The organism is Streptomyces sp. NPDC038280 (assembly GCF_055600045.1).
Window position 1 is genome coordinate 499,588 of sequence record NZ_JBVJYZ010000001.1, and the last position, 15,388, is coordinate 514,975.

The window sequence follows — 15,388 nt, forward strand, 5'->3', positions numbered from 1 at the left end:
CGGTGTCCGGGTGTCGCACCCGAAGGATATCTGACGGCCCATCAATTCACCTGGCGTCAGTTATTGACGGTTCATCAGGTCACCCACAGAATTCGGTCACCCGACGGAGGGACCGACCGTGTTGCGACCGATCCGCACCATCGCCGCAGCCGCAGCGGCACTACTGCTCACCACCGCCTGCAACTCCGCTTCCACCGGAGGGACGTCACAGAAGGAGGGCGGTTCGGCAGCCCGGGGCGTGACCGCCGACTCCATCAAGGTCGGCGGCATCGTCTCCATGACCACCGCCAGCGGCTACTCCAAGAAGGACACCGACCTCGGCGCCAGGGCCCGCTACGACCGCGCCAACGCCGAGGGCGGCGTCAACGGACGCACCATCGAGTACCTGGGCGCCGAGGACGACGGTCAGGATCCGGCCAAGAACCTCGCCGCCGCGCGGAAATTGGTCCAGCAGGAAAAGGTCTTCGCGGTCTCCCCGATGAGCTCGGTCACCTTCACCGGCGCCGACTTCCTCGACCGGCAGAAGGTGCCGACGGTGGGATGGGGCACCCTGCCGTCCTTCTGCGGCCCACAGCACATCTACGGTTTCAACGGCTGCCTCGTCCCCATGCCGGGCGGAACCCTCAACCAGACGTGGCCGGAGGGGCTCGGGGCCGTCCTGGGCGGGGCGAAGGACAAGTCGGTCGCTCTGATCGCCGGGGACAACGACGCGGGCAAGTTCGGCATCCGCACCTTCAGCCGGGGCTTCGGGGCCGCCGGCTTCACCGTCTCGTACGCCAAGGCCGTCGTGCCCGCGACCTCGATGCCGAGCGACTGGTCCGCCTACACCAAGGAGATCCTCCGCTCCAACGGCGGCAAGGCGCCCGACGCGGTGGTCTCCGTCATGCAGACCCCGTACAACATCGGGCTGTTCACGGCCCTCAAGCGCGCCGGCTACAAGGGGGTCATCTCGGATCCGACCGACTACGACCCGGGGCTGCTCTCCAAGGACGCCACGAAGCAGGCGCTGGACGGGGTGCACGTGCTGTTGCAGTTCCAGCCGTTCGAGTCGGACACGCCCGCGATGAAGCAGTTCAAGGCGGACATCAGGAAGGCGGCGGGCGGCAAGGAGATCCCGCTGAACATGCACATGGTCACCGGGTACATGTCGGCGGACCTCTTCCTTTCGATCGCGGCCGAAGCAGGCAAGGACCTGACCGTCGACTCCTTCCAGAAGGCCGCTTCGCGCTTCTCCGACACGGGCACCCTGGTCGGCGACCGGGCCGAACCCAAGGGACAGAAGGAGAGCTTCGGCTGCGGGGCTCTGGTGCAACTGCGGGGCGGGCGGTACGAAGTGTCGTCGCCCTTCAGGTGCTATCCGCCGATCCCCTTCGGCTGAGGAGCCCCGGGCGTGGGTGACCTGCTGGGTTTCGTACTGAGCGGACTGGTGTCGGGCGCGCTGTACGCCCTGCTCGCGACGGGTCTCGTGCTGTCCTACTCGGCGTCGGGCCTGTTCAACTTCGCGCACGGCGCCACCGCCTATCTGTGCGCGCTGGCCTTCTACGAGCTGCACTCGGGCTTCGGCTGGCCCGCCGTGCCGACGGCGCTGCTGCTGGTGTGCGGGGTGGCGCCGGGCATCGGCTGGGGGCTCGACCGGCTGATGTTTCGCAAACTGGCCCGGGTCGGCGAGACCGCGCAGATCGTGGCGACGATCGGGCTGCTGGTCGCCCTGCCCGCGGCCGGACTGTGGACGGTGGAGCTGCTGGCGGACGCGGGCGCGCCGGTGCTGCCCGCCGAGAACCAGTTCGGGCTCCCGGGCGTGGGACCGAGCCCGGCGACGTCGTGGCAGCCGGTGGACGGGGTCGGCGTCGACTCCGACCAGCTCATCACCTGGATCGCCACGGCCGTCGTCGCCGTCGGGCTGTGGGTGCTGATGCGGCACACCCGGCTGGGGTTGCGGCTGCGGGCCGCCGTCGACAACCGCTCACTCGTCGAACTGCGGGGCATCAGCGCGGACCGGCTGTCGTCGATCGCCTGGATGCTCTCGTCCGGACTGGGGGGTCTCGCGGGCGTCCTGGCCACACCGCTGCTGGGCCTGTCGGCACACGATTTCACCCTGTTCCTCTTCGTCTCCGCGACGGCGGCGGTCCTCGGCCGGTTCGCGTCGGTGCCGCTGGCGTTCGCGGGCGGGCTGGCGCTGGGGGTGCTCCAGAACCTGGTCGCGGGGTACGCCACCTTCGCCGAGGGCATCACCGGCTTCCGTACGGCCGTGCCGTTTCTGATCCTGTTCGGCGGTCTCCTCGTCTTGGCCCGCCGGACGCGTGCGGCCGGCACGGCGGCCGTCGACGCGCCCCCGGTGGACTACCTGGCCGGCCGCTCCTGGGCACGCCGGTGGGGACCGTGGGCGGGCGGCGCGGTGCTGCTCGCGGTCGCCTTCTACACGGTCACCACCCCCTTCTGGAGCGGAATCCTGGCGCAGGGTCTCGCGATCGCCCTCGTCTTCATGTCCTTCACGGTCGTGACCGGGCTCGGCGCGATGGTCTCCCTCGCGCAGGCCACGTTCGTGACGGGGGCGGCGCTCGTCGCCGGGCTCCTGATGAGCCACGGCTGGCCGTTCGCCGCGGCCGCCGCCGTCGGCACCTGCGCGGCGGCGCTCCTCGGCGCGGTGGTGTCCCTGCCCGCGCTGCGGCTCGGCGGCCGCTCCCTGGCCCTTGCCACGCTGGCGCTGGCCTTCCTCGCCGACCAGGTCCTCTTCCAGTTCCGCGGGCTCCGCAACGGCGACACCGGCTGGGAGGTCCCCCGTCCCGTCGTCGGCCCGGTGGACCTCACCGACGACCGGGCCATGGGCGTGGCCCTGGTGGCGCTCTGCGCCGTGTCGGTCTGGCTGCTGCACCGGCTGCGCGAGTCGTCCTGGGGCCGCGCGATGCTGGCCGTACGGTCCGCCCCGGCCGCGGCGCTCGCCTCCGGCGTCTCGGTCGTCCGCACGAAACTGCTGCTGTTCACGGTCTCGGCGGGGCTGGCCGGCTTCGGTGGCGTGATGTACGCGTCGTACAACACCCGCGTCACGGCGACCGACTTCACCGCGATGACGGGGCTGGTGTGGCTGGCGGTGGCAGTCGCGGCGGGGGTCCGCAGGCCACAGTTCGCGGTGGTGGCGGGCCTGGTCTTCGCGCTCGTCCCGCACCTGATGGCGGACTACGTGACGGAGTCGGCGCACCTGCCCGTGATCCTCTTCGGCCTGGCGGGGCTTGCCCTAGCGAACGACCCGGACGGTTACTGCGCGGCGATCCCGATGCGATGGCACGCGCGCCGGGTGGCCGGGGCGGGAGTACGGGCGGGGGCGGGAGCGGAGGTGGGAGCGGAGGCCTTGGGCGGGCCGGCGCTTTCGGGCGACGGGGCTGCGGGGGACGACAGCGGTCCGGGGCGGGGGACGTCGGGTCTCACCGCCCCGACCCCGGAGGCGGACGCGGGAGCCGGCGGCCCGTCGCGGAAGGCGGCCCCGGCCACGCACGCCGACGCGGGCGGCAGGGCGGGTGTCCTGCCGCGGCCGGGTCGCGCGCCCTCAGGGCAGAGCGCCGACACGCCGCTGGGGCCGGCCCCTGAGAACAGCCTCCGGCCACGCGTCCCCGGGCCCACCGGCGCGGACGGCTCCGACGGCAGCCCTCCCCGCCGGACCACTCCCCTGGACACCCCCGCCCTGCGGCTCGACGGCGTCCATGCCGGGTACGGCGGCGCCCCCGTCCTCCGCGGGGTGGACCTCACCGTCCGGGCCGGGGAGATCGTCGCGCTGCTCGGACCCAACGGAGCCGGGAAGTCCACCACCTGCCGGGTGGCCGCCGGGCTGCTCGGCGCGGTGCGCGGGCGGGTGGTCGTCGGGGGGCGGGACGCCACGGCGCAGGACGCCGTGCGGCGGGCCCGCGGCGGTGTGCTGCTCGCCCCCGAGGGCCGAGGGATCTTCCCCGGGCTCACCATCGAGGAGAACCTGACGCTGCACCTGCCCGACCGGGGAGACCGGGACGCCGTGTACGAACGGTTCGGCGCTCTCGCCAACCGCCGTACGGTGCAGGCCGGTTCACTCTCCGGCGGCGAGCAGCAGCTCCTCGCGCTCGCCCCGCTGCTCCACCGTCCGCCCGCCGTGCTCGTGGCGGACGAGCCCTCGCTGGGTCTCGCCCCGCGCGTCGTCGACGAGGTGTTCCGGCTGCTCACGGAGCTCCGTACACAGGGCTCCGCGCTGCTCCTCGTCGAGGAGAAGGCAGCCGAGGTCCTCGGCGTCGCCGACACGGTGGCCTATCTCGCAGAGGGCCGGGTCGCGTGGTGCGGCCCCCGGGCCGAGGTGGAGGCGGACCGGCTCACCGAGGCGTATCTCGGGATATCGGAGAGGGTGCGCACATGACGTCTGCGGACACCACGGGGAAGGCCGGGGCCGGGACGGGCACCGGGTACGCGCTGGAGGCGGTCGGTGTCGGCGTCCGCTTCGGCGGGGTGCGCGCGCTGGACGGCGTACGGATCGGGGTGCGGCCGGGCGAGGTGTGCGGGCTCATCGGCCCCAACGGCGCCGGAAAGACGACCCTCTTCGATGTCCTGTCCGGCATCCGGAGGCCCGACCAGGGCCGCGTCGTCCTCCATGGCACGGACGTCACGCGCCGCTCCCCCGTGTGGCGGGCGCGGCACGGGATGCGCCGCACGTTCCAACGCCAGCAGCTCTTCGGCCAGTTGACGGTCGCCGACAATCTGGTGGTCGCCCAGGAGTGGCGCCGGGGCAGTACCTCCCGCCGCAGGGCGCGGGCGGCGGAGGTCCTGCGGGAGTGCGGCCTGGAAGCGCTGGCGGACTCGTACGCCGGAGCGCTCCCGGTCGGCCAGGCCCGGATGGTCGAACTGGCGCGCGCGCTCGCCGATCCACCCGGAGTGCTGCTGCTCGACGAGCCCGCCTCGGGCATGTCCGCCGGCGAGCGGGCCCAACTGGCCGCTGTGGTGCGGCACATGGCGGACGAGGAGAACTGCGCCGTCCTGCTCGTCGAGCACAATGTCGCGTTCGTGATGGAGCTGTGCGCGCGAGTCGTCGTCCTGGACCTGGGCGCCGTACTGGCGTCCGGCACGGCCGCCGAAGTGCGCGCGGACCCGAAGGTGCGCGACGCGTACCTCGGCACCCGGGGATGACGCCGCGGGCCGCCCAGTGACGGCACCTCGGACTCGTCATCATTTGTTCACATGCGTATCCCCGCGATCCGGGATGTTCCGGGCACGCGCGGGAATGCGTGCGTCCGCGTGATCGTTGACCATGGGAGTACCACCCGACCAAGCAAAGGATCGACCGCTCGTGAGCAAGGTCCCCTCCATCACCCTCAACAACGGCGGCTCGATGCCGCAGCTCGGCTACGGCGTCTGGCAGATCCCGGACGACGAAGCGGCGAAGGCGGTGGGCGCGGCCCTGGAGGCCGGCTACCGCTCCATCGACACCGCCGCGATCTACGAGAACGAGACGGGCACCGGCCGGGCCATCGCCACCTCGGGCATCGCACGTGACGAGCTCTTCGTCACGACCAAGCTCTGGAACAGCCAGCAGGGCTTCGACTCGACCCTGCGCGCCTTCGACGCCTCCCTGGACAAGCTCGGCCTCGACTATGTGGACCTGTATCTGATCCACTGGCCGGTCCCGTCCAAGGACGCCTACGTCGACACGTACAGGGCCTTCGAGAAGATCTACGCGGAGGGCCGCGCCAAGGCGATCGGTGTCTCCAACTTCCTTCCGCAGCACCTTGACCGGCTGGTCGCCGAGACCTCGGTGGAGCCGGCGGTCAACCAGATCGAGCTGCACCCGCAGCTCCAGCAGGCGGAGTCCCGCGCCGCCCACTCGCGGTACGGCATCGCCACCGAGGCCTGGTCGCCGCTCGGCCAGGGCCGCGGCCTGCTGGAGGTGCCGACGGTCGTCGCGGTCGCCCAGAAGCACGGCCGGACCCCCGCACAGGTGGTGCTCCGCTGGCATCTGCAGCTCGGCAATGTCGTGATTCCCAAGTCGGCGACGCCCTCCCGGATCCAGGAGAACATCGACATCTTCGACTTCCAGCTGGACGAGGACGACCTGAAGGCCTTCGCGGCCCTGGACGAGGGCAAGCGGCTGGGCCCGGACCCGGCGTACTTCTCCTAGAGCGGATCACCGGTCCGGTCCGCGGGCGGCGGTGGGCCACCACCGCGGCCCGTGGGACGCCGCCCTGGCCTGTTCCAGACACCGTGTTGGCATGTTCCACGGGAAAATTCCATAACCCTCACCTCCCTCCCACACGTTGAGTAACATCCCCGTCACACCCACACGGAAAGCCGGGGAGGGAACTTCCGCGTGCCCGGAATCGATGAATGCCTGCTGGAGGCCATGCGGTTACCCGGCGCTCTGGGCGCCGCGGTGGTCGACTGGACCAGCGGGCTCGCCCTCGGCACGGTCGGGGACTCTCCCCACAACGACCCCGAGGCCACGGCCGCCGAGACCGCCGAGCTGGCCCGGATGGCGACCGAACATCCCGCCTTCGCACCCGCCGCCGGCGACGGACCACCCGTCGAGGACGTCATCGTCACCAGCCGCACCGGCTACCACGTCCTGCGCTTCGTCGAGACGACCTTCGACAGCAGCGTCTTCCTGCACCTCTGGCTCGACCGTGAGCAGGGCAATCTCGCCCTCGCCCGAATACGCCTGCGCGACCTCGCGGAAAGGCTGACCCTCGGGTGACCGCCACCGTCTCCCCCATGCTCACACGGCTCGCCGCCGAGCGGGCCACAGGCGCTCTGCTGCGCGACCGGGGCACCCTCTATCTCGCCGACGGCGCGGTGGTGCACGCGGAAAGCCCCGCCGCCCCCGGCATCGACGTCCTGCTCACCACCACGGGGCGACTGCGCCCCGAGGGGTGGCAACGGGCCGTCGACCAGGCGGGCGCGCACGGCCGGGTCGGCCGGTTCCTCGTCGACAGCGGCCAGGTCGCGGACGGCGAGCTGGAGATCTGCCACCTCGGCGCCCTGCACGACGCCGCCTATTTCGCGCTCGCCCCCAGCAGCGGACCCACCCGCTTCCGCTACGGCGTGGCCCACTGGATCGGCACCGTCCGTCCGGTCCCCGCGGACGTGGTGGAGCGCGAGACGCTGCGCAGACGAGAGCTGCTCGACCGCATCTGGCCGCACCCCGCGAACGACACCGCACCCGTCGTACGGACCTCGTGGCCTCCCGGCACCCAGGTGACCCCGCGCCAGCGTGCCGTCCTCGGGATGGCGGACGGCGTCCGCACCCCGCCGGACATCGCCCGGCTGCTGGGCCGCCCGGCCTTCCACACCCTGATCGACATTCGCAGACTGGCCGCGGCCGGACTCATCGAGACCTCCCCCATCCCCGCCTCGCCCGCCCTCGCACCCGTCCCCGCCCGGATCTCGGCCGAGTGCGCCGCCACCGACGCGGACACGGCCCTGCTGCGCCGACTGCGCGACGCCTTGGAGGCCCTGTGATCCGCGTCCGGCGGCAGCGCGCCGAGAGGAGACAACTGATGTCCGCGGAAGCCGAAGTCATCGAGGAACTGCGCCGGTTGAGAGCCCGGGTGCCGCAGCTCACGGGCGCCCTCGCGGCCAGCGCCGACGGTCTCGTACTGGCCCAGGAGAGCGCGTCCGCCGAGGCCGAGGGCATCGCCGCGCTCACCGCGGCCGCGCTCGGAGTGTCCCTGCGGCTGACGGACGCCACGGGGCAGGGGGACTTCCGCGAGCTGCTGATCCGTGGCGAGAACGGCTACATCGCCACCTACGCGGCGGGCTCCGCGGCCGTCCTGACCCTTCTCGCGGAACCACGGATCAACGTGGGCCGGCTGCACCTGGAGGCCCGCAGGTCCAGTGCGCGCATCGGCGACATGGTCGACAGCGCGCTCGAACGTCTCGACACCCCCTGACCACCGCCGCACAGCGCATACCGCACACACCGCACACACCTCGAAGAGCCAGAACCCAGAAGAGGAACGGAACTGCCATGGCCAAGACCGAAGTCGCACTCAAGGAAGCAATCACGTCGATCGAGGGAGCGCTCGGTGCCGCACTCGTCGACTACACCAGCGGCATGGCGCTGGGCACGGTCGGCGGCGGCAAGGAACTCGACCTGAACGTCGCCGCCGCGGGCAACACCGATGTCGTGCGGGCCAAGCTGCGCACCATGGAACACCTCGGGCTCAAGGACGAGATCGAGGACATCCTCATCACCCTCGGCAGCCAGTACCACCTGATCCGGCTGCTGAAGGCCCGCAACAACAACGGTCTCTTCCTCTACCTGGCGCTGGACAGCGCTCGGGCCAACCTGGCGATGGCCCGCCACCAGCTGAAGCAGATCGAGGCGCAGCTGGAGGTCTGAGCCCCGGCGGTGGGCGGCGTCCCCACCCCTCGGCCCGACCGGGCCGCGGGGGCGGCGCGGACGCCGTCCCACCCACGGCCGGGGGCCCACCTCCCCCGTCACCCCGTCTTCGCGTCTGCCGGATCTCAGACCGTGAGGACGATCTTGCCGCGCGTACGGCCCGACTCGCTCCACTCATGGGCCTTGGCCGCGTCCTCCAGCGGGAAGACCGTGTCGACCTGGACCCGGAGCCGGCCCTCGTCCACCAGGGCCGTCAGCGCCTGGAGCGCCGCGTAGTCGGGCTCGACCAGCGTGAACCCGGTGCGCACCCCGCGCCGCTCGGCCTCCTCCGCGGCCGGAACGGCCGTCGGGTCCGCGAGCGAGACCAGCGTCCCGCCCTCCCGCAGGACGCCCAGCGAGCGGATGCCGTAGTCGCCGCCGACCGTGTCGATGACGGTGTCGACGTCCCGCACGACCTCGGTGAAATCGGTCGTGGTGTAGTCGATCAGCTCGTCGGCGCCCAGGTCCCGCAGGAAGTCGTGCCTGGCCGCGCTCGCCGTGCCGATGACATGGGCGCCGTGCGCCTTGGCGATCTGGACCGCGAGGTGGCCGACCCCGCCCGCCGCGGCGTGGATCAGGACACGGTGCCCCGCCCGCAGCCGGGCCGTCCCGACGAGGGACTGCCAGGCGGTGAGCCCGGCGAGCGGCAGCGCCGCCGCGTGGACGTGGTCCAGCCCGGCCGGCTTGCGTACGAAGTGCCTGGCGGGCCCCGTGACGTACTCGCCGTACCCGCCCGCCTGCCGCGGGAAGTCCGGCATGCCGAGCACCTCGTCGCCCGGCTGGTACAGCGTGACCCCGAGGCCGACGGCCTCCACCACCCCGGAGACGTCGTAGCCGAGCACGGGCGTCTCGCCCCACAGGCCGAAGCCGCCGGAGGCGCGTGACTTCCAGTCGACCGGGTTGACGCCGGCCGCGTGGACCCGGACGAGGATCTCGGTCGGGCCGGGCACGGGGCGGTCCAGACGGACCTCGGTGAGGACCTCCGGTCCGCCCCAGGCGGCCGCGCTGATGGCGCGCATCGTGCCGTCGGAGCCGGAGGCGGTGGTGTCGTTCATGAGGAGGTGGATCCCTTCGTGTGGAGCGTGATGGGCGCCGCCGCGGCTCGGCCGGGGGGCGGTACCGCTCTACCTTCCGCTCCGGGGCCCTCGCCTGGTACTGGCCGGATGGCCATGATGTGACAGAATCTGGCCATGCAGGATTCGACCTGGCCAGGTGGCCCCCACCGTGTGGTCGTGCTCGCGCTCGACGGAGTGCTCTCCTTCGAGCTGGGCATCCCCGCCCGCATCCTCGGCTGCGCCCACGCGGCCGACGGCACGCCCCTCTACGACGTACGGGTCTGCTCCCCGGACGGCGCTCCCGTCCGCACCGACGCCGGTTTCTCGATCGCCGTCGAGCACGGTCCCGAGGCGCTGGAGGAGGCCGACACCGTCGTCGTACCGCCCGCCTACCATCTGCGGCAGCACGCCGAGGCAGGCGTGATGGCGCCGGAGCTGAAGGGCGCCCTGGCCCGCATCCGGCCCGGGGCGCGCATCGTCTCGATCTGCACCGGGGCGTACGCACTCGCCGCGGCCGGGCTCCTCGACGGCCGGGCCGCGACCACCCACTGGGTCGAGGCGGACCACTTCCAGAAGCTGTTCCCCCGCGTGCGGGTCGACGCGGATGTGCTTTTCGTCGACGACGGCGACGTCCTGACCTCGGCGGGCGCCGCCGCCGGGGTGGACCTCTGCCTGCACCTGGTGCGGCGCGACCACGGCAGCGCCACCGCCAACCAGGTCGCCCGCCTCTGTGTCGTGGCGCCGTGGCGGGACGGCGGACAGTCGCAGTTCATCGAGCGGCCGGTCCCCGAGCCGTCGGCCTCGACCACCGCGCCGACCCGCGCCTGGGCACTGGAGCGCCTGGAGCAGCCGCTCACCCTGGCGGAGCTCGCCGGTCACGCGCGCATGAGCGTCCGCACCTTCACCCGCCGCTTCCGCGACGAGTCCGGCCTCACTCCCGGCCAGTGGCTCACGGCCCAACGCCTGGAACTGGCGAAGCAGTTGCTGGAGACGAGCGATCTGCCGGTGGACCACATCGCGGACCGCGCGGGCTTCGGCAGCGGCAACTCGCTGCGCCAGCACATGCGCAGCCTGGTCGGGGTCTCCCCCGCGGCCTACCGGCGCACGTTCCACACGGAGGCGCCGCCGGTGCACGCCCGCAGCGGCCCGGGGTGATCCCTCGCACCGGGTGCGAGGGATCGGCCGGGATGCCCCGGTCAGCCCCGGCGGCCCGTGTGGACCGTTCGGACGGACAGCTGGAAGACGTCCGTACGGCGGTGCAGCCCCTGCGGGTCCGCGGGGTCGAGCAGCCGGTCGAGGGCCTCTTGGTCGTCGGCCGCGAGCTGCCCCTCCAGAGCGCCCCGCTGATGGGCGAACGCGGCGACCACCTGCTCCCGTACGGCGTCGGACACCGGCGCCGGAAGGTCGAGCAGGAACGACCGGGTGCCGCTCGGCGTGAGACCGGCGGCTGTCAGCAGCCCGCGCCAGTCGTCGACCTCGTCCTTCGTGCCGGGCAGCGCTGCCCGCATCCGGCCGAACCAGTCGCTGTTCACCGCGTCGATCCGGGCCTCCAGTCCGGGGCGGCCGATGCCGGTGTTCCAGGGCAGATGGCGGGCCGGCAGCCCGCCCTCGACCAGGGCCATCACGCCTCCCGGCCGCAGCAGCCGCGCCAGGGAGGCGAGCGCCGCACGCTGGTCACCGACGTGGTGCAGGGAGTTCCCCGCCCAGATCAGGTCCGCCTCTCCCAATAGGGCGACATCCTCGGGGAGTTGGGCGATGAGAGTGGAGACTCGGGAGCCGAGCCCGCGCGCCTCGGCGCGGGCCCGGGCGCGTGCCAGGAGCTCCGGGGCCGGGTCCACGGCGACCACCTCGGCCGCCGGGAACGCCTCGGCGAGGAGAGAGGTCAGGACCCCCGGTCCGCTGCCGATGTCGAGGATCCGGCGCACGCCGTGGGAGGGCGCCAGCTCGCCGAGCCAGGCCGCCGCCTGCACGTACAGCGGGCTCTGGATCTCGGCCTGGCACTCCAGGAGCGTGGCCATCTCGCTCCAGTCGACGTGGGCGCTGTCGGCGTGCCCACCGGGGTGGCCCCCGTGGTGGCCGCTGGGCTGACCGCTCTGAGCGGTGTCATGGGTGTGGTGACGACTCATGCGGCCAGCGTCCGCCGGATCGGCTCAGGACGCGAGAATTGTTGCCGCTTCGGCAAACGGACGGGGCTGTCTCAGTCGCGCCGCCTGCCCGTGCGGTGCTCCTGCGGGCTGACCCCCCGGACCCGCTTGAACGCCGCGCTCAGCGCGAACGAGCCGCTGTAGCCCACCTTCCGCGCCACCGACTCGACCGTCGCGTCCGTCTCGCGCAACAGGTCGGCGGCGAGCGCGAGGCGCCAGCCGGTGAGATACGCCATCGGCGTCTCCCCCACGAGATCGGCGAAGCGCCGCGCGAGCCCCGCCCGGGACACCCCGCACTTGGCGGCCAGCGAGGCGACCGTCCAGGGGTGGGCGGGGTCGTCCTGCAGCAGCCGCAGCGCCTGGCCGACGACCGGGTCTCCCATGGCCCGGTACCAGGCGGGCGCCTCGGCGCCGGGCCGCGAGAACCAGGCCCGCAGCACGGCGATCAGCAGCAGGTCCAGGACCCGGTCGAGGACCACGCTCTGCCCCGGCTCGTCCCGGGAGATCTCCTCGTCGAGAACCGGCATGAGCGGACTCTTCCAGACCTCGGCCGGGAGGTGCAGCAGGGGCGGCAGCGCGTCGAGCAGCCGGCGGCTCACCTCACCGTCCATCTGGTACGTGCCGATGAGCATGGTCGTCGAACCGTCGGCCGCGTTGCCCCAGGTGCGTACGCCCAGCCGCATGGCCTGCGACAGCGGCTCGCCCCTCAGCGTCGTACAGACACCGCCGGGGCCGATGACGGCGTACGGCGGGCCGTCCGGGGTGTCGGCGACGGTGTACGACTCCGGGCCGCGGGCGATCGCGACGTCGCCGGGGCGCACGAGCACCGGGGCACCCGTGTCGGGCACGATCCATGCCTCGCCCTCCGTCACACACATCAGGCAGAGCGGCGCTTGGTCCTCGATCCGTACCGACCACGGGGGTTCCATCACCATCCGCAGCAGAAAGGCCCCCCTGGCCCGCGGTCCGTCGAGCAGTCCGGCGAGTGCGTCCATGGGACCGAAGCCTAAGGGCGCGGCCGTAGACGCACACGCATGGGACTGAGCTTGTGCAGCATGGGAAGAGCGGGCCGGCCCCGCCAGTCTTGGGACATGACGACGAACCAGAACATGACGGCCCAGCCCACGACCGCCCGCACCGCCCGGACCGTGCTGGTGACCAGCGGCTCGGGCAAGACGGGCCGGCGCGTGGTGGAGCGGCTCCAGGCCTACGGCCATGACGTGCGGTCCGGCTCCCGCAAGGGCGCGACGCACTTCGACTGGGAGGCCCCCGAGACGTGGGCCCTCGCGCTGCGGGGCGCGGACAGCGCCTATGTCGCGTACTACCCGGATCTGGCGGCGCCGGGCGCGGTCGAGGCCATGCGCGGCTTCGGCCGGCTGGCCGCCGAGAACGGCATACGGCGCCTGGTGCTGCTGTCCGGGCGCGGCGAACCGGATGCGGCGCACGCGGAGGAGGCGCTGCGCGCCGCCGCGGTCGGCGTCGAACTCACCGTCGTGCGGGCGGCGTTCTTCGCTCAGAACTTCAACGAGGGCGCGATCGCGGAGGGGGTTCACGCCGGCGAGATCGCCTTCCCGGCGGGCGCCACCGCCGAACCGTTCATCGACGCCGACGACCTCGCCGATGTCATCGTCGCGACGCTGCTGGAGGACGGCCACGCCGGCCGCACGTACGAGGTGACCGGGCCGCGACTGCTGACGTTCGCCGAGGTGGCGGCCGAGATCACCCGGGCGACGGGCCACGAGGTGCGGTACGTGCCGGTGAGCGTGGAGGAGTACGCGGCCATGCTGGAGCAGTACGGGCTGCCGCTGCCGGAGGCGCGGTGGCTTGCGGATCTGTTCGGCACGCTGCTCGACGGCCACAACGCCTGGGTGACGAACGGTGTGGAGAAGGTGCTGGGCCGGGCGCCGAAGGACTTCGCGTCCTTCGCCGCCGCGGCCTGGCGGTAGCGGGGCCGGTGGGCGCGTCTCCCGGCGAGCGAGCCGAGGGGACGCGCCGCTGTCGAAAGGGAGCGCGCGCGGAGGCCGCGCGGGACGAGCGGCCGAACACGGGGACCGTCGACAGCGGCTTCAGCGTCCCGGAAGCGAGCCGAGCCCTGAAGGGGCGCGCTACTCCGCTCCGTGCCCCGAGGCGATCGCGTCCACCCGCTGGGCCAGGGCGAAGTCCCGCTCGGTGATGCCTCCCACATCGTGGCTGTTCACGGCGAGCGCGACGGTGTTGTAGCCGAGGGTCAGGTCGGAGTGGTGGTTCAGCTCCTCCTGGATCTGGGCCACATGGACGACCAGGGCGGTGGCCGCGAAGTGGGTACCGAGGCGGTACGTACGCCCGATGCGGTCCCCGTCCAGGCTCCAGCCGGGCAGTTCGCGCAGCCGGTCCTCGATCTCCTTCTGCGACAGCGGCTCTGTGGGCATGGCCGGGCTCCCTCCGGTCGGTGCGGGCGGTGACGGCAGCGATGTCAGTGACCGTGACGATACGGTCTCCGGCCCGGAGCCCCCAGGTCAACACATGGGTGTCACCCGGCCGGTTCACGTCCCTGGGTTACGGTCTCGCCATGACAACGGTGCTGAGCGGTACAGGAGTAGGGCCACTGTTGCGCGGCTGGCGCGAGCGCCGGCGGCTGAGCCAGTTGGAGCTGGCCCTGCGCGCCGACTCCTCCGCCCGCCACATCTCGTTCGTGGAGACGGGGCGGTCCCGGCCGAGCGAGGAGATGATCCTGCGGCTGGCCGAGCATCTGGAGGTTCCGGTCCGGGACCGGAACGAGCTGCTTCTCGCGGCCGGTTACGCGCCCCGGTTCACCGAGTCGTCGCTGGACGACCCGGCACTCGAGACCCTGCGCGAGGGGATCGAGACCCTGCTCCAGGGGTACGAGCCCTATCCGGCGCTCGTCGTGGACGGTTCGTACACCGTCGTCGCGGCGAACCGGGGCATCGCGATGCTCATGGCGGGACTGCCGGACCATCTGCTCGCTCCTCCGATGAACGCCATGCGGATCACGCTCCACCCGGAGGGGCTCGCGCCGCGCATCCGCAATCTGCGCGAGTGGCGCGGGCACCTGCTGGCGCAGATGGAACGCCAGATCGGCCTCGCCCGCTCAGAGCCGCTGCGGACGCTGTACGAGGAGGTCGCCGCCTACTCCCTGCCGGATCCGTCCGGCGAGCCGGGCGACCGGGAGGACCCGGTCCCGCACCCCGGCTTCGCGCTGCCGCTGCGGATCGAGCACGACGGGCGGGTGCTGTCGTTCGTCTCGTCCATCTCGACGTTCAACACGCCGATGGACGTGACGGTCGCCGAGCTGGCCATCGAGACGTTCCTCCCGGCCGACCCGGCGACGGCCGCCCATCTGCGGTCGCTCACGCCGTAGCGGCGCCCGCGCGCAGCGCGGACCACTGGAGAGCGGCGAAAGCGGCGACGGTGCCGGCCTGCGTCGGGATCCACAGGAGACCGGCGGCGGTCGGGTGAGCCAGGCGACGAGGGCGACGACACTGAGCGCGGCCCAGATCAGGTTCGCGTCCACCACCAGCCTCACGGCGACCGCGGAGGGCCGCGCGCGGCCGGCGAGCCACCCGACCCCGACGGCGAACACCACGAGGAACACCCCGAGTTCGAGCAACAGCGCCGCGTCGACCCCGAGGAACTCCCCGAGCACCCCGGACCAGGCCGCGTACGCCAACCCGTTGGCACCGGTGACGACGGCGTCGAGGGCGAGGAAGCGCCGCAGCATCGACTGCGGCTCGGTGGTACGGGAGATGCCGGCGAGCAGGGCCTGGGACATGGCGGATCAGCCTCCATCAGAGGGCGGGAGCGGGCGT

Annotated in this window: 15 protein-coding genes and 1 pseudogene; 11 read left to right on the forward strand and 5 right to left on the reverse strand. The window is 72.6% G+C overall.

Features of this window, described 5'->3' with window-relative positions:
* Nucleotides 1-118 precede the first annotated feature (118 nt).
* The 8 genes from ACZ7J0_RS02185 to ACZ7J0_RS02220 all read left to right on the forward strand — a co-directional run bounded on the left by ACZ7J0_RS02185 (nt 119) and on the right by ACZ7J0_RS02220 (nt 8,344).
* Nucleotides 119-1,378, forward strand: a complete 1,260-nt coding sequence (locus tag ACZ7J0_RS02185) for an ABC transporter substrate-binding protein (protein WP_470883123.1) — start codon at nt 119-121, stop codon at nt 1,376-1,378.
* A 12-nt stretch (nt 1,379-1,390) separates the two neighbouring features.
* Nucleotides 1,391-4,372 carry an ABC transporter permease subunit gene (locus tag ACZ7J0_RS02190; RefSeq protein ID WP_470883124.1) on the forward strand — a complete coding sequence of 994 codons (2,982 nt, stop codon included), beginning with the start codon at nt 1,391-1,393 and terminating at the stop codon, nt 4,370-4,372.
* Nucleotides 4,369-5,136 (forward strand): ABC transporter ATP-binding protein, encoded by a 768-nt coding sequence (locus tag ACZ7J0_RS02195; RefSeq protein WP_470883126.1) that lies wholly within the window; start codon nt 4,369-4,371, stop codon nt 5,134-5,136. The genes ACZ7J0_RS02190 and ACZ7J0_RS02195 overlap by 4 nt, the downstream gene beginning before the upstream one ends.
* Nucleotides 5,137-5,296: 160 nt before the next feature.
* Entirely contained in the window at nt 5,297-6,124 is an 828-nt protein-coding gene (locus ACZ7J0_RS02200; protein WP_470883128.1) for an aldo/keto reductase, read from the forward strand.
* A 189-nt stretch (nt 6,125-6,313) separates the two neighbouring features.
* Nucleotides 6,314-6,697 carry a hypothetical protein gene (locus ACZ7J0_RS02205; RefSeq protein WP_470883130.1) on the forward strand — a complete coding sequence of 128 codons (384 nt, stop codon included), beginning with the start codon at nt 6,314-6,316 and terminating at the stop codon, nt 6,695-6,697.
* Between the two features lie 17 nt (nt 6,698-6,714).
* On the forward strand, nt 6,715-7,461 hold the full coding sequence (locus ACZ7J0_RS02210; protein WP_470883132.1) for a transcriptional regulator: 747 nt from the start codon (nt 6,715-6,717) through the stop codon (nt 7,459-7,461).
* A gap of 38 nt (nt 7,462-7,499) precedes the next feature.
* On the forward strand, nt 7,500-7,892 hold the full coding sequence (locus ACZ7J0_RS02215; RefSeq protein WP_468703735.1) for a roadblock/LC7 domain-containing protein: 393 nt from the start codon (nt 7,500-7,502) through the stop codon (nt 7,890-7,892).
* 77 nt (nt 7,893-7,969) lie between these two features.
* Nucleotides 7,970-8,344 carry a hypothetical protein gene (locus ACZ7J0_RS02220; RefSeq protein ID WP_469121232.1) on the forward strand — a complete coding sequence of 125 codons (375 nt, stop codon included), beginning with the start codon at nt 7,970-7,972 and terminating at the stop codon, nt 8,342-8,344.
* Between the two features lie 125 nt (nt 8,345-8,469).
* Here the strand turns inward: ACZ7J0_RS02220 and ACZ7J0_RS02225 are convergent, their stop codons facing one another.
* The gene (locus ACZ7J0_RS02225) at nt 8,470-9,438 is read right to left on the reverse strand and encodes an NADP-dependent oxidoreductase (protein ID WP_470883134.1); all 969 of its coding nucleotides are present in this window, start codon (nt 9,436-9,438) and stop codon (nt 8,470-8,472) included.
* 135 nt (nt 9,439-9,573) lie between these two features.
* Here ACZ7J0_RS02225 and ACZ7J0_RS02230 point away from each other — a divergent pair, with 135 nt between their 5' ends.
* Nucleotides 9,574-10,593, forward strand: coding sequence for a GlxA family transcriptional regulator (locus ACZ7J0_RS02230; RefSeq protein ID WP_470883136.1), 1,020 nt, complete (start codon nt 9,574-9,576; stop codon nt 10,591-10,593).
* 41 nt (nt 10,594-10,634) lie between these two features.
* On the opposite strand, the gene ACZ7J0_RS02235 is transcribed toward ACZ7J0_RS02230, so the two are convergent.
* Together ACZ7J0_RS02235 and ACZ7J0_RS02240 are read right to left on the reverse strand one after the other, a co-directional pair.
* Nucleotides 10,635-11,564, reverse strand: a complete 930-nt coding sequence (locus ACZ7J0_RS02235) for a methyltransferase domain-containing protein (RefSeq protein WP_470883138.1) — start codon at nt 11,562-11,564, stop codon at nt 10,635-10,637.
* A 71-nt stretch (nt 11,565-11,635) separates the two neighbouring features.
* Nucleotides 11,636-12,577: an AraC family transcriptional regulator gene (locus ACZ7J0_RS02240; protein ID WP_470883140.1), complete on the reverse strand. Its 942-nt coding sequence runs from the start codon at nt 12,575-12,577 to the stop codon at nt 11,636-11,638.
* Nucleotides 12,578-12,673: 96 nt separating this feature from the next.
* On the opposite strand from ACZ7J0_RS02240, the gene ACZ7J0_RS02245 reads away from it, so the two are divergent.
* Nucleotides 12,674-13,528: a Rossmann-fold NAD(P)-binding domain-containing protein gene (locus ACZ7J0_RS02245; protein ID WP_470883142.1), complete on the forward strand. Its 855-nt coding sequence runs from the start codon at nt 12,674-12,676 to the stop codon at nt 13,526-13,528.
* A gap of 159 nt (nt 13,529-13,687) precedes the next feature.
* Here the strand turns inward: ACZ7J0_RS02245 and ACZ7J0_RS02250 are convergent, their stop codons facing one another.
* Complete coding sequence (locus ACZ7J0_RS02250; RefSeq protein WP_469121226.1) at nt 13,688-13,990, reverse strand: 4a-hydroxytetrahydrobiopterin dehydratase; 303 nt, start codon at nt 13,988-13,990, stop codon at nt 13,688-13,690.
* A 140-nt stretch (nt 13,991-14,130) separates the two neighbouring features.
* Here ACZ7J0_RS02250 and ACZ7J0_RS02255 point away from each other — a divergent pair, with 140 nt between their 5' ends.
* On the forward strand, nt 14,131-14,940 hold the full coding sequence (locus ACZ7J0_RS02255) for a helix-turn-helix domain-containing protein (RefSeq protein WP_470883145.1): 810 nt from the start codon (nt 14,131-14,133) through the stop codon (nt 14,938-14,940).
* Here the strand turns inward: ACZ7J0_RS02255 and ACZ7J0_RS02260 are convergent.
* Nucleotides 14,930-15,351, reverse strand: a pseudogene (locus ACZ7J0_RS02260) (hypothetical protein). The gene ACZ7J0_RS02255 and the pseudogene ACZ7J0_RS02260 overlap by 11 nt on opposite strands.
* Between the last annotated feature and the right edge of the window lie 37 nt (nt 15,352-15,388).